Source organism: Micromonospora rosaria (assembly GCF_001567585.1).
Taxonomy (GTDB): domain Bacteria; phylum Actinomycetota; class Actinomycetes; order Mycobacteriales; family Micromonosporaceae; genus Micromonospora; species Micromonospora rosaria.
Genome location: NZ_LRQV01000011.1, coordinates 26,175 through 38,742, shown reverse-complemented (window position 1 = coordinate 38,742; position 12,568 = coordinate 26,175). Strand labels below are relative to the sequence as shown.

Here is a 12,568-nt window from a genome sequence, read left to right as displayed (position 1 = left end):
CACGTGGCAGGCTGGTGCCGTGTCCACGCTGCGCGACCTCGCCGAGGAGCACACCCGGCTCCGCCCCATCGACATCGACCACCTCCACCGGCTGGCCGGGGACTGGCAGCTCCTGTCCGACCTCTCCTTCGCCGACCTGCTGCTCTGGGTGCCGACCGACGGGGACGGCTCGTTCTGCTGCGTGGCCCAGGTCCGCCCGACCACCGCGCCGACCGCGTACCAGGACGACCAGGTGGGCCGGACGATCGGCGGCCCCGAGGTGGCCCACCTGGAGATCGCCCACCGGCAGGCCCGCATCTGGCGGGAGGGCGACCCGGTCTGGTACGGCGACGTGCCGGCCCGGCACGAGGCCATCCCGGTGCGGCTGCGCACCGCCGACGGGGAGGCCGGCGAGGTGATCGCCGTGGTCGGCCGGGACACCAACCTCTCCACCGCGCGCACCCCGAGCCAGCTCGAACTGAACTACCTCACCACCGCCGACGACCTGGCCCAGATGATCGCCGACGGCACCTTCCCGCCGCCCCGGCACCCGGGGGAGACCACCTCCGCGCCCCGGGTCGGCGACGGCCTGGTCCGGTTGGACGCCAGCGGAAAGGTCACCTACGCCAGCCCGAACGCCCAGTCCGCGTACCGGCGGTTGGGGCACGCCTCGCTGCTGGTGGGGGAGGACCTCGCGGTGCTGCACCGCCGGCTGGCCGGCGACCCGCTGGAGGGCACCGACGCCGGCAACGCGGTGCTCGCCGCGCTGCGCGGCGAGGCCCCGCCGCGCCGGGAGATCGACGCCCGGGGCGCGACCATGCTCACCCGGGCCCTGCCGCTGATGCCCGCCGGGGTGCCGATCGGCGCGCTGGTCCTGGTCCGCGACATCACCGAGGTACGCCGTCGGGACCGCGCCCTGATCACCAAGGACGCCACCATCCGGGAGATCCACCACCGGGTGAAGAACAACCTCCAGACCGTCGCCGCGCTGCTGCGCCTGCAGGCCCGCCGGGTCGCCGCCCCGGAGGCCCGGACCGCACTGGAGGAGTCGGTCCGCCGGGTCGCCTCGATCGCCCTGGTGCACGAGACCCTCTCCATGTCCAGCGACGAGGCGGTGGAGTTCGACGGCATCCTCGACCGGGTGGCCAGCGCCGCGACCGAGGTGGCCGCGACCGAGGTGGCGGTCCGGATGCGGCGTACCGGCAGCTTCGGCGTGCTGCCCGCCGAGATCGCCACCTCGCTGGTGATGATCCTCAACGAGTTGCTGCTCAACGCGGTCGAGCACGGCTTCCCGCCGCCCTCCGAGCAGGACGGCGGCACCGCCACCGCCGCCCAGGTGGTCGTCTCGGTGCAGCGGACCCGCAAGAAGCTCCAGGTCACCGTGGCTGACAACGGGCGCGGCCTGCCCACCGACTTCGACCCCGAGCAGGCCGGCCGACTCGGCCTGCAGATCGTCCGGGCCCTGGTCACCGGGGAACTGCGTGGCTCGATCGACCTGCGCGCCGGCGCGGCCGGCGGCACCGAGGCCGTCCTGGTCGTCCCCCTCGCCCGGGTGTAAGGAGGGGCCCCCTGTTAACGCATTCGGTAGAGCAGGGGCCCCTTCTTAACACCCCGGCTCACGCTGCGCCGGGGCTGGGCTGGGCTGGGCGGGGACAGGGCTGGGCGGGACAGGGCTGGGCGGGACAGGGCCGGGGCGGGGCATGCTGTCGGTGGTTCGGCTCGGGCCGGTGGCGGTCAGCGGGTCAGCAGGGCCACGGTCAGGCCGGAGCGGGGCCAGACCCGGGTCACCGTGAACCCGGTACGCAGTGCCTCGCCCTTCGTCCCGCCGACGGCGGCCAGCGGGTCGGTGCGACGTCCGGCGACGACCAGCCAGACCCGCTCCACCCCGGCCAGGCACGCGGCGGGTCGGGGGCACTCGTCGGCCCACAGGTCCCCGCGCCCGGCCTGGTCCCGGACCGCCAGCACGTCCCGGGGGCGGTCCGGCCCCAGGTGGTACGCCAGGCCGAGGTCGAGGAAGAGCCACCCGTCCCGGGGCGAGTAGACGACCGCGTCCCCCGGCCGTTGGCCGGCGGCGACGACCCGTGCCGCGCCCCGGTAGTCGACGGTGGCGGCGCGCGGCCACTCGTGGGTCCGGCGCAGCGCCACCTGGTCAGGCAGGCCGAGCAGCCCCGCCACGGCCACCACCGCGAGCCCGCCCGGCACCGTCGCCCGCCCCGCGCGAACCCGCCCGGTCGGGAGGGCGCGGTCGGTCCGGGCGGGTGGGGTGAGGGTGAGCGCCGCGCCGCCCAGCAGGCAGCCGAAGGGCACGGTGAAGAAGAGGTACCGGGGCACCCAGATCGGCACCGCTAGGGCGACCGCGAAAAGCACCAGCACCGGTAGCGCCAGGCAGGCGGTGGGCGGCAGGGCGCGGCGCCCGTACCGGGTCGCGCCGAGCGCGGCGAGGCCGAGCAGCAGCCCGCCGACCGCGGCGCTCTGGGCCAGCCCACCGGGGAGGCCGGTCAGGTCGGTCGGCCGGGCCAGGTCCACCCAGTCGAGCTGGCGGGACCGCTGCCGCCCGGCCAGGACCACCAGCGGTACCAGCACCAGTGCGGTCGGTACCAGGGCCAGCGCCCAGCGGCCCAGTCGTCGACGCGGGCCGGCGGGCCGGCGCCCGTACCGGCCGACCGGTGTCGGGTCGGTGCCGCCGGCCCGACCACGCGGCGGCGCCAGCACGATCACCGCGTGCGCCGCCAGCAGGGTGAGCGCGACCAGGTGGGTGAGCCCGAGGGCGGCCACGGTGGCGGCGTACCCCGCCCAGCGGGCCCACCCGCCGCGCCCGAGCACGTCGACCAGCAGCAGCGTGGCCAGCACCGCGAGGAACGCCGCCAGCGCGTACGGGCGGGCCTCCTGCCCGTACCGCGAGGTGCCCGGCAGGACCGCGAACAGCAGCCCGGCGAGCAGCCCGGCCGGCGCCCCCAGCAGCCGTTGTCCGAGTACGGTGGTCAGCCCCGCCGCCCCCGACACGGCCAGGACGGAGGGGAGCCGCAGCGCGGTGACCGAGTCGCCGGCCAGCGCCAGCCAGCCGTGCAGGAGCAGGTACCAGGGGCCGGTGGCGGCGTCGATGGTGCCGACCATCCGGGCCAGGTCGCCCAGGCTGCGGGTGGCCGCGCTCCAGGTCGCCAGTTCGTCCCGCCAGGGCTGCGCCCGGTCCACCCCGGTGAGGGTGACGGCCAGGGTCAGCAGCGTGACCACCAGCCACCCGTACCGTTCGGTCGCCGGACCCGGCGCGGCGGCGGGAGTGGGCGGGAGACCGGTGGACGGGAGACCGGTGGATGGCTGCGCTGCGGACGCTGGGTTGGACGAATGCGGTTCTTCCGGCAATTCGCCCACGGAGTCGAGCGTCGCACACCCCGACGCCGCACAGGCGCGGTCCGCCCGCCGGCCACCCACGTCGGCTACCCCGGCCCCGCGCGCCACCCACGCCGGTGTCGGCTACCCCTCCGACGCCCGTGCCGCCCGATGTCGGTCACCGGCGCGACGCCCGACGGCCATCCCGGCGTCGCCGGCCAGACGATCTTGGCAACGCTGGGTGTGGGGAAGGCGGCGGCCCGTGATGTGGGATGCGGCACGCATTCATTGGCTGCTCCGGAGCGGTTGTGGCAGCATGGGCGGCATGACCGCCGCTGTCGTCCGCCGCTTCGTGGCCCGTCGCCACGTCGACTACGGGCGCGTGCGTAGCGCGATCTGTCCGGCCTACTGAAGACGCCCGACCCCACTCTGTCTCGGGCGCGCTCTCGCGCCGGCCGTCAAAGACATCGCCGTCCACGGCCCCGTTTCGCAGGGCCGGCCGTCGCGTCCGCGCTCGTACTGAGGCACAGCAGACAACGGAGGACGCCGCGATGGCGGTCAGCAGCACCCCGGCCCGCGCCCAGGATCCGACGGCAGCCAAGGCCCGGGCTCCCCGCCGCCCACGCGGGGAGGGTCAGTGGGCGCTCGGTCACCGTGAGCCGCTCAACGCCAACGAGCGCTCGAAGAAGGACGACAACCCGCTCAACGTCCGGGCCCGGATCGAGAACATCTACGCCCACGGCGGCTTCGCCTCCATCGACCCGGCCGACCTGCGGGGCCGGTTCCGCTGGTGGGGCCTCTACACCCAGCGCAAGGCGGGCATCGACGGCGGGCGTACCGCCGTGCTGGAGCCGCACGAGCTGGAGGACGAGTTCTTCATGCTCCGGGTCCGCATCGACGGCGGGCAGCTCAGCGTGGCCCAGCTCCGGGTGCTGGCGCAGATCTCGACCGAGTTCGCCCGGGACACCGCCGACATCACCGACCGGCAGAACATCCAGTACCACTGGATCCGGGTCGAGGACATGCCGGAGATCTGGCGCCGGCTGGAGGCGGTCGGCCTGCAGACCACCGAGGCGTGCGGCGACTGCCCCCGGATCGTGCTCGGCAGCCCGGTCGCCGGGGTGGCCGAGGGCGAGGTGGTCGACCCGACCCCGGCGATCGACGAGATCGTCCGCCGGTACGTCGGCGACAAGCAGTACTCCAACCTGCCCCGCAAGTTCAAGTCCTCGATCTCGTGGCTGGTCGACACCCCGTACGAGGCCAACGACATCGCCTTCCTCGGGGTAAAGCACCCCGAGCACGGCCCCGGTTTCGACCTCTGGGTCGGCGGTGGGCTCTCCACCAACCCGATGCTCGCCAAGCGGCTCGGGGTCTGGGTGCCGCTGGACGAGGTCCCGGACGTCTGGGCCGGGGTGGTCGGCATCTTCCGCGACTACGGGTACCGCCGGCTGCGGCACCGGGCCCGGCTGAAGTTCCTGGTCGCCGACTGGGGCGTGGAGAAGTTCCGCGAGGTGCTGGAGAAGGACTACCTCGGCCGGACGCTGCTGGACGGTCCCGCCCCGGAGCTGCCGAGCAAGCCGGTCGACCACATCGGGGTGCACCGGCAGCGTGACGGCCGCAACTACGTCGGGGCGGCCCCGGTGGTCGGGCGGGTCTCCGGTACCCAGCTCGCCGAGCTGGCCGACGTGGTGGCCGAGCACGGCAGCGACCGGGTGAGCCTGACCCCGTACCAGAAGCTCCTGGTCCTGGACGTGGCGCCGGAGCGGACCGAGTCGCTGGTCGGCGCGCTGCGCCGGATCGGCCTGGAGGCCCGGCCGTCGGCCTGGCGGCGCGGCACCATGGCCTGCACCGGCATCGAGTACTGCAAGCTCGCCATCGTCGAGACCAAGGCCCGGGGCGAGGAGCTGGTGGCCCGGCTGGAGGAGCGGCTGCGCGAGTTCGACGCCGACATCTCCATCCACATCAACGGCTGCCCGAACGCCTGCGCCCGGACCCAGGTCGCCGACATCGGCCTGAAGGGGCAGATCGTGGTGGGCCCGGACGGGCGGCAGGTGGAGGGCTACCAGGTCCACCTGGGCGGCGGGCTGGGCATGGCCCAGGGGCAGACCGCCGGGTTCGGCCGCAAGCTGCGCGGCCTGAAGACCACGGCCGACGAGCTTCCGGAGTACGTGGAGCGGCTGGCCCGCCGGTACCTGGCCGGCCGGACCGACGGTGAGACGTTCGCCAACTGGGTGATCAGGGTCGACGAGGAGGAGCTGAGATGAGCGAAACCCGTTCCGCGCCTCTGTACTGCCCCTACTGCGGTGAGGAGGACCTGCGGCCGAACGAGGACGGGCACGGCGCCTGGGAGTGCCACGCCTGCGCCCGGGTCTTCACCGTGAAGTTCGGCGGCCTGCTCTCCCGGGCGGTGCTCCGGTGAGCGGGCTGGTCCGGGCGGCCGGGCTGGGCCTGGTCGGCCTCGGCGGGCCGGCCCGGCGCGAGCCGGACCGGCGCAGCCCCGAGGAGTTGCGCGCGCTGGCCGAGACGGCCGGCCGCGAGTTGGAGGGCGCGCCCGCGCTGGAGATCGCCCGCTGGGCGGCGCAGACCTTCGGCGACCGGTTCTGCGTGACCAGTTCGATGGCGGACGCGGTGCTGGCGCACCTGGTCTCCCGGGTCGCCCCGGGGGTGGACGTGGTCTTCCTCGACACCGGCCTGCACTTCCCGGAGACGCTGAAGGTCCGCGACGAGGTGGCCCGCCGGCTGCCGGTGACCGTCCGGACGATCCGGCCCCGGCTCACCGTGGGCCAGCAGGACGGCGAGTACGGCCCCCGGCTGTTCAACAAGTCGCCGGACGACTGCTGCCAGCTGCGCAAGGTGGAGCCGCTGGAGCGGGCCCTGGGCGACTACGACGCCTGGGCCGCCGGCCTGCGCCGGGACGAGTCGCCGACCCGGGCGAACACCCCCGTGGTGACCTTCGACGCGCGCCGGGGCAAGGTCAAGGTCAACCCGATCGCGGCGTGGTCCCAGGGTGACGTCGACGCCTACGTCGCCCGGTACGACATCCCGGTCAACGAGTTGTTCCGGCGGGGCTACGGCTCGATCGGCTGCTGGCCGTGCACCCGGCGGACGAAGGCCGGGGAGGACCCGCGCGCCGGCCGCTGGGCCATGTTCGAGAAGACCGAGTGCGGGCTGCACGTCTGAGCGCCGCGTCGACCGCCGACCCGGGGCGGGGCGACCCGATCCTGCTGGTGGCGCACGGCAGCCGGGACCCCCGGGCGGCCGAGGCGACCCGGGCGCTGGCCCGGGCGGTCGGGGCGGCCCGACCGGGCACCCCGGTCGTGCCCAGTTGGCTGGACCACACCGAGCCGGGTCCGACCGAGGCGCTGCGGAGCCTCGCCGCCGCCGGGCACCGCCGGGCGGTCCTGGTCCCGCTGCTGCTCACCGCCGCCTACCACCGTCGGGTGGACATCCCGGCGGCGGTCGCGGCGGCCCGCGAGAGCGGACCCCCGCTGACGGTACGGGTGACCGACGTGCTCGGCCCCGCCGACGGCCGGGTCGATCCGGCGCTGCTCGCCGCGCTCTGCCGCCGGCTGACGCAGCCCGACCGGGTCGCCGCCGAGTTGCTGGACTCCCTCGCCGGGCCGGCGCGACCGGGCGCGGTCACCGGTGCGGCGCGGACGGCTCTCCTGACCGCCCCGGTGGCGCCGGCCCCGTTCGACGCGCTGGTGCTGGCGGCGGCGGGTACCCGGGACGCCCCGGCGCGGGGCTCGGTGGGCCGGGTGGCGGCGGCCCTCGCCGACCGGTACGGCGTGCCGTGCCGGGTCGCGTACGCCTCGGCGGCCCCGCCCGTGGTCGGTCGGGCGGTGGCCCGGCTGCGCGCGCGGGGGGCCCGCCGGGTGGCGGTGTCGGCGTACTTCCTGGCGCCGGGGCTCTTCCACGACGCGGTCGTCGCGGCGGCCCGCGACGCGGGGGCGGTCACGGTGGCGGAGCCGTTGACCGACGTCCCCGAACTGGCCGGGTTGGTGCTGCGTCGGGTCGACACGACGGTGCGGCGGCCCCGGTGACCAGGGCCGGGGGTCGGGCGTCCACGGATGCGCAACGCCCCGGCCGGGATCATCCGGCCGGGGCGTGGTAGCGCTTAGTCGATGGGATCAGGCGGAGTGAGCGCGAAGCACCCGGAGGCCACCGCGACGCTTGACGGCGCGCCGCTCCTCCTCGCTCATTCCACCCCAGACGCCAGCGTCCTGACCGGACTCCAGTGCCCACTGGAGGCACTGGTCGGTCACGGAGCAGCGCCGGCAGACGGCCTTGGCCTGCTCGACCTGCAGGAGAGCCGGCCCAGACGTCCCGATCGGGAAGAACAGCTCCGGGTCCTCGTCGCGGCAGACAGCATGGTGACGCCAGTCCATGGCGGCAACACTCCTCATTCTGGATGGGTGGCAGTGACGCTTGTGCTTTTTCTTTATGCATCCGCAGTGCCGTTGGTGACGGTTCGCGTCCATCAATTCGGCAATGCGTGAGCAAGCCTGTCGGGTCGCCGGGACCTGCGGGGACGGCTCAGGTACCGAGCCTGTCCGGGTGCGTTCCCGGTAACTCAAGTTCGCTTGTGAATACTTTCACGAACTCACGCAATGTCAAGGGTGGTGCTGGGAAAAACTCCGGGCGGTGAGCAAGCTCACGACCTCTATGTCCGGGTTTGAGGGGGTCCTGATTACCCGGCGTGTAACAGTACTGGGTCAATATAGTACGGTCTTCGTGACATGGTCGACATTTCCGGCACCTGCCCTCCCGGTGTGGCGGCCACCGCATCGATGCGGTGGGTTACCGCGTCGACCAAGGGCTGTACCCGGGACCTAACAGATTACTCTCAGTGCGGCCGGAACGGATGTGAATCTAACTTTCTCCCGCTCGCCAAGGTAGTCCCCATCCAGTTGGAACGCCTGCGGGCGCGCCGAGACCAGCGCGAACTCCGCCAGATCGTGCAACCTGAGCACCTGTCGGCCGTGCGGATCGGGCTGCTGGGAGAGGAACTGCGTCACCGTACGTGTCGTGCCGGCGACCCGTAGTCGCCGCAGGGCGAGCAGGTCGAGCCCCAGATCGAACGACGCCGCCGGGTTCGGGTTGACCTCCCGGTCGCCGACGTACGTCCACGGCGCGGTGTTCTGCACGATGACGGTGGCGAGATCCGCCTCGGCCTCCTCACCCGGCCGCTCCACGGTGATCGCCGGATGGCGACGCTCCGTACCCACGACGTACTGCTGGAGCATCGAGCGCAGGTAGAGCCCGGGGGTGGAGACCCGGCCCTTGCGGCGGGCCTGCTCCACCCGGTGGATGACGGCGGCGTCGAAGCCGAAGCCGGCGCAGAAGGTGAAGTAGCGGTCGTCGGCGCGGCCCAGGCCGATCGTGCGCTGCCGGCCGAGCCGCAGGCCCTCCAGGATCATGCTGGTGCTGTCCGGCCACTCCCGGGGCAGCCCGAGGGCGCGGGCGAAGACGTTGGTCGAGCCGCCCGGCACGGTGGCCAGGGCGGGCAGCCGCTCGGCGAGGGTCGGCCCGGACGGGTCGGCGTCGTCGGGCCGGCCCGGACCGGGTGTCGTCCCGTCCGGCGCGGCGGCGACCCGGGCGGCCATCAGGCCGTTCACCACCTCGTTGACCGTGCCGTCCCCACCCAGGGTGACGACGACGTCGACCCCCTGGTCGGCGGCCTCCCGGGCGATGTCCGCCGCGTGGCCCCGCCGGCGGGTGTACCGCACGGAGAGGTCGACCTCACTGCGCAGCGCCCGGACCAGGACGTCCCGGCTGCGTTCGCTGGTGGTGGTGGCCTTCGGATTGACCACCAGGACGGCCCGCATGGGCGGCACTGTACCGCGACCCGACTTGGGTATCGTGGCCCGAGTGACCATCGACTCCGACGCGCTGCCCGCCACCCTCCGTTGGGCCTCGCGATTGCTCCACGGGCAGGCGGTGGCGCTCGGGCTCGTCGCCGCGTGGCTGGTCTGGGCCGATCTCACCGCCACCGCCGCCGACCTGCCCACGGCGCTGCTGGTGACCGCGTTCGCGGTCGGCGGCGCCGTCGCGCTCTGGGCCCTGGGCTCGGCGTTGGCCCGGCGTCGGGCCGGTGCCCGCGCGCCGGCCATCGTGCTGCAGTTGATGCTCCTGCCGGTGGGCTGGTTCATGATCCAGGGCGGGCTGGGCTGGCTCGGGGTGCCGCTGATCGCCCTCGGTCTCGGGGTCTGCGCGCTGCTGGTGAGCACCCCCACGAACCGGGCCCTCGGCTTCGACTGACCGGCGCTGCGCCGGCCCGGCACCGCCCTGACCGGTGGCGGTCAGCGGCGGTCGACAGCGGCCGGCGGCGGGCCGCACGGACATCGCCCCGACCAACGGCGGTGGGAAGCGGCCGGTGGCGGGCACCGCCTTGACCGGTGGCGGTCAGCGGCGGTCGAGAGCGGCCGGTGGCGGGCACCGGCCGCCGGGGTCAGTAGCCGCCGCGCCGGGTCAGCAGCGAGATGGTGGCCCGGCCGTCGGCTGCCTGCGCGGCGGCGGCGGTGGTGAGCGCGGTGAGCACCTTCCAGGCGAAGGACGACTCCGACGGCAACGCCGCGCCGCGCACCGTCGGGACGGTGACCTCCACGGTCAGCGCGTCGTCGGTCACCGTGAACCGGCACTCCAACTCGGCGTCGCGGGTGGCGATGGCGAGCAGCATGGCGCACGCCTCGTCGACCGCGATCCGCAGGTCCTCGATCTCGTCGAGGGCGAACTGGAGCCGTGCCGCGAGCCCGGCGGTGGCGGTCCGGAGCACCCCGAGGTAGCCCCCGTCCGCAGGCACGGTGAGGTGCACGATGTCGTCGTCGGTCACTGGCTGCCCGGTCAGTTGAGTCACACCTCATCCCCCCGGTCGGGGACTCTACCCGGTCGGTCGCCGTACCGCGTGGCGACGGTCACCTGCGGCGGTTTCGCCGGGTGGGACGGCAGCCCCGAGGGCCTGCCCACCGGGGGCGGTACGACGACGGCCGGCGCGCCCGAGGGCACGCCGGCCGGATCGTCCGAGCCGCGAGCGAGGCTCACGCCTGCTTGGTCTCCCAGAAGATCTTGGAGATCTCGTCGATCTTCGACAGCAGCTCGTCGGCCCTGGTCGGGTCGGTCGCGCCCTTGGCGCCGGCCGCCCCGGCCAGCTTGGTGGCCTCGTTGAAGAGCTGGTGCAGGTGCGGGTACTTCTCGAAGTGGGCGGGCTTGAAGTAGTCGGTCCACAGCACCCACAGGTGGTGCTTGACCAGGTCGGCCCGCTGCTCCTTGATCAGGATGGCCCGGGTCCGGAACTCGGGGTCGGTGTTCGACTGGTACTTCTCACAGATCGCCTTGACCGACTCGGCCTCGATCCGGGCCTGCGCCGGGTCGTACACGCCGCACGGCAGGTCGCAGTGGGCGCTGGCGGTCACGCGGGGCGCAAGGATGCGCGGAAGTCGCATCGGGTTCCTCCATGGGACGTTTGCGATGATCCAAGCCGACATTACTCCTGGAGATGCTCCCCGGCGGGGCGGAGGTGAAACCCGGATGCGGGCCGACGACGGCGACTTCGCGCCCCGGCTGCGAGGGCTCCTGGTGCCCGTCCTGGTGACCGGGCCCTCCATGTCCCCGACGCTGCGCCACGGGGACGCGGTGCTGGTCCGGCGCGGTGGCCGGCCGGTCCGACCCGGTGACGTCGTGCTGGCGGTCTTCCGCAGCCGCCCCGAGTTGCTGGTGGTCAAGCGCGCGGTCCGGGCCCAGGACGGTGGCTGGTGGGTACGCGGCGACAACGACCTGGTCACCGACGACTCCCGGGCGTACGGGGTGGCGGACGTCCAGGGGCGGGTGCTGCTGCGCTACTGGCCCCGCCCGGGGCGGCTCGCCCGACCCCCGGTATGACCCTACTCACAACCTGCTTCCGCTGCTGACACTATGCTCGGCTGGTGTCCGGGTGACCCCCGTACCGCGCGCCGCCGCTCGCCGCCTCACCTTCGTGCCCGCGCCGGCCCGCCCCAAATCTGCTCGACAGATCCTGGAGTCACCATGCCTTCGTCCACCGTGGACCCCGCTGATCCCGTCTTCCGCCTGCACGCCGGCGGCAAGCTCGCCGTCGCCTCGACGGTCCCCCTCACCAGCCGGGACGACCTCTCCCTGGCCTACACCCCCGGCGTGGCCCGGGTCTGCGAGGCCATCGCCGCCGACCCCGCCCTCGTCGACGACTACACCTGGGTGTCGCACACCGTCGCCGTGGTGACCGACGGGTCCGCCGTCCTCGGCCTGGGCAACATCGGGCCCCGGGCCGCCCTGCCCGTGATGGAGGGCAAGGCGGTGCTCTTCAAGCAGTTCGGCGGGATCGACGCGGTCCCCGTCTGCCTGGACACCCAGGACGTGGACGAGATCGTCGCCACGGTCACCGCGTTGGCCCCCTCCTTCGGCGGGATCAACCTGGAGGACATCAGCGCGCCCCGCTGCTTCGAGATCGAACGCCGGCTCGACGAGGCGCTCGACATCCCGGTCTTCCACGACGACCAGCACGGCACCGCGATCGTCGTGCTCGCCGCCCTGCGCAACGCCGCGACCCTGCTCAACCGCAAGCTCGGTGACCTGCGGGTGGCGGTCAGCGGGGCGGGCGCGGCCGGGGTCGCGGTCACCCGGATGCTGGTCGCCGGGGGCGTCGACCCGCAGCGGGTGGTGGTCTGCGACTCGCGGGGCATCCTCGGCCGGCACCGGGACGGCCTCACCGGGACCAAGGCCGACCTGGCCGCCACCACCAACGCCGAGGGCCGTACCGGGGACGTCACCGAGGCGCTGCGTGGCGCGGACGTCCTGGTCGGGGTCTCCGGCGGTCGGATCCCGGAGGCGGCGGTGGCCGGGATGGCCCCCGGCGGCATCGTCTTCGCCCTGGCCAACCCGACCCCCGAGGTGGACCCCGAGGTGGCCGCCCGGCACGTCGCGGTGGTCGCCACCGGGCGCAGCGACCACCCCAACCAGATCAACAACGTGCTGGCCTTCCCCGGCGTCTTCCAGGGGGCGCTGGCCGCCCGCGCCACCACGATCACCGACACCATGAAGGTGGCCGCCGCCGACGCGATCGCCGCCGTGGTCGACGGCGAGCTGACCCCGGACGCCATCGTCCCCTCTCCGCTGGACCCCCGGGTCGCCCCGGCGGTGGCCGAGGCGGTCGCCGAAGCCGCCCGCCGCGCCGGCGTCGCCCGCGCCTGAGGTGCAAGGAAGGGCCCCTTCTTAACCTGTTTGGTAGAGGAGGGACCCCTTCTTAACACCC

At 74.0% G+C, this 12,568-nt stretch carries 13 protein-coding genes; 8 read left to right on the top strand and 5 right to left on the bottom strand.

The features are described 5' to 3' along the window. The first annotated feature begins 19 nt into the window (after positions 1 to 19). Positions 20 to 1,537, top strand: coding sequence for a sensor histidine kinase (locus AWW66_RS05515; RefSeq protein ID WP_067360646.1), 1,518 nt, complete (start codon positions 20 to 22; stop codon positions 1,535 to 1,537). 176 nt (positions 1,538 to 1,713) lie between these two features. Here the strand turns inward: AWW66_RS05515 and AWW66_RS05510 are convergent, their stop codons facing one another. Continuing rightward, positions 1,714 to 3,210 (bottom strand): glycosyltransferase family 39 protein, encoded by a 1,497-nt coding sequence (locus tag AWW66_RS05510; RefSeq protein ID WP_342671911.1) that lies wholly within the window; start codon positions 3,208 to 3,210, stop codon positions 1,714 to 1,716. Positions 3,211 to 3,857: 647 nt separating this feature from the next. Here AWW66_RS05510 and AWW66_RS05505 point away from each other — a divergent pair. The 4 genes from AWW66_RS05505 to AWW66_RS05495 are packed head-to-tail and all read left to right on the top strand — an operon-like array spanning position 3,858 to position 7,349. Then, positions 3,858 to 5,570: a nitrite/sulfite reductase gene (locus AWW66_RS05505; RefSeq protein WP_067360643.1), complete on the top strand. Its 1,713-nt coding sequence runs from the start codon at positions 3,858 to 3,860 to the stop codon at positions 5,568 to 5,570. Further along, positions 5,567 to 5,725, top strand: coding sequence for an IS1 family transposase (locus AWW66_RS34230; protein ID WP_169807059.1), 159 nt, complete (start codon positions 5,567 to 5,569; stop codon positions 5,723 to 5,725). Before AWW66_RS05505 ends, AWW66_RS34230 begins: the two co-directional genes overlap by 4 nt. Beyond that, positions 5,722 to 6,486, top strand: coding sequence for a phosphoadenylyl-sulfate reductase (locus AWW66_RS05500; protein ID WP_067360640.1), 765 nt, complete (start codon positions 5,722 to 5,724; stop codon positions 6,484 to 6,486). Before AWW66_RS34230 ends, AWW66_RS05500 begins: the two co-directional genes overlap by 4 nt. Further along, on the top strand, positions 6,468 to 7,349 hold the full coding sequence (locus tag AWW66_RS05495) for a sirohydrochlorin chelatase (protein WP_067360637.1): 882 nt from the start codon (positions 6,468 to 6,470) through the stop codon (positions 7,347 to 7,349). The genes AWW66_RS05500 and AWW66_RS05495 overlap by 19 nt, the downstream gene beginning before the upstream one ends. A gap of 87 nt (positions 7,350 to 7,436) precedes the next feature. Here the strand turns inward: AWW66_RS05495 and AWW66_RS05490 are convergent, their stop codons facing one another. Continuing rightward, on the bottom strand, positions 7,437 to 7,694 hold the full coding sequence (locus tag AWW66_RS05490; RefSeq protein ID WP_007072794.1) for a WhiB family transcriptional regulator: 258 nt from the start codon (positions 7,692 to 7,694) through the stop codon (positions 7,437 to 7,439). Between the two features lie 444 nt (positions 7,695 to 8,138). After that, positions 8,139 to 9,134, bottom strand: a complete 996-nt coding sequence (locus AWW66_RS05485) for a diacylglycerol/lipid kinase family protein (RefSeq protein WP_067360634.1) — start codon at positions 9,132 to 9,134, stop codon at positions 8,139 to 8,141. 43 nt (positions 9,135 to 9,177) lie between these two features. Here AWW66_RS05485 and AWW66_RS05480 point away from each other — a divergent pair, with 43 nt between their 5' ends. Beyond that, positions 9,178 to 9,567 carry a hypothetical protein gene (locus AWW66_RS05480; RefSeq protein WP_067360631.1) on the top strand — a complete coding sequence of 130 codons (390 nt, stop codon included), beginning with the start codon at positions 9,178 to 9,180 and terminating at the stop codon, positions 9,565 to 9,567. A gap of 190 nt (positions 9,568 to 9,757) precedes the next feature. On the opposite strand, the gene AWW66_RS05475 is transcribed toward AWW66_RS05480, so the two are convergent. Together AWW66_RS05475 and sodN are read right to left on the bottom strand one after the other, a co-directional pair. Beyond that, on the bottom strand, positions 9,758 to 10,162 hold the full coding sequence (locus AWW66_RS05475) for an ATP-binding protein (RefSeq protein ID WP_067360628.1): 405 nt from the start codon (positions 10,160 to 10,162) through the stop codon (positions 9,758 to 9,760). Between the two features lie 181 nt (positions 10,163 to 10,343). Further along, a complete protein-coding gene (gene sodN / locus AWW66_RS05470; RefSeq protein WP_067360625.1) occupies positions 10,344 to 10,748 on the bottom strand; it encodes a superoxide dismutase, Ni in 405 nt (134 codons plus the stop codon). Between the two features lie 85 nt (positions 10,749 to 10,833). Between sodN and AWW66_RS05465 the strand changes: the two genes are divergently transcribed. Together AWW66_RS05465 and AWW66_RS05460 are read left to right on the top strand one after the other, a co-directional pair. Then, complete coding sequence (locus AWW66_RS05465) at positions 10,834 to 11,184, top strand: S26 family signal peptidase (protein WP_067360624.1); 351 nt, start codon at positions 10,834 to 10,836, stop codon at positions 11,182 to 11,184. Positions 11,185 to 11,328: 144 nt separating this feature from the next. After that, the gene (locus tag AWW66_RS05460) at positions 11,329 to 12,507 is read left to right on the top strand and encodes an NAD(P)-dependent malic enzyme (RefSeq protein WP_067360623.1); all 1,179 of its coding nucleotides are present in this window, start codon (positions 11,329 to 11,331) and stop codon (positions 12,505 to 12,507) included. Positions 12,508 to 12,568: the final 61 nt, after the last annotated feature.

Coding starts and splice junctions, on each gene's coding strand:
- AWW66_RS05505 (WP_067360643.1), top strand. CDS start 3,858: ATGGCGGTCAGCAGCACCCCGGCCCGCGCCCAGGATCCGACGGCAGCC.
- AWW66_RS34230 (WP_169807059.1), top strand. CDS start 5,567: ATGAGCGAAACCCGTTCCGCGCCTCTGTACTGCCCCTACTGCGGTGAG.
- AWW66_RS05490 (WP_007072794.1), bottom strand. CDS start 7,694: ATGGACTGGCGTCACCATGCTGTCTGCCGCGACGAGGACCCGGAGCTG.
- AWW66_RS05485 (WP_067360634.1), bottom strand. CDS start 9,134: ATGCGGGCCGTCCTGGTGGTCAATCCGAAGGCCACCACCACCAGCGAA.
- sodN (WP_067360625.1), bottom strand. CDS start 10,748: ATGCGACTTCCGCGCATCCTTGCGCCCCGCGTGACCGCCAGCGCCCAC.
- AWW66_RS05465 (WP_067360624.1), top strand. CDS start 10,834: ATGCGGGCCGACGACGGCGACTTCGCGCCCCGGCTGCGAGGGCTCCTG.
- AWW66_RS05460 (WP_067360623.1), top strand. CDS start 11,329: ATGCCTTCGTCCACCGTGGACCCCGCTGATCCCGTCTTCCGCCTGCAC.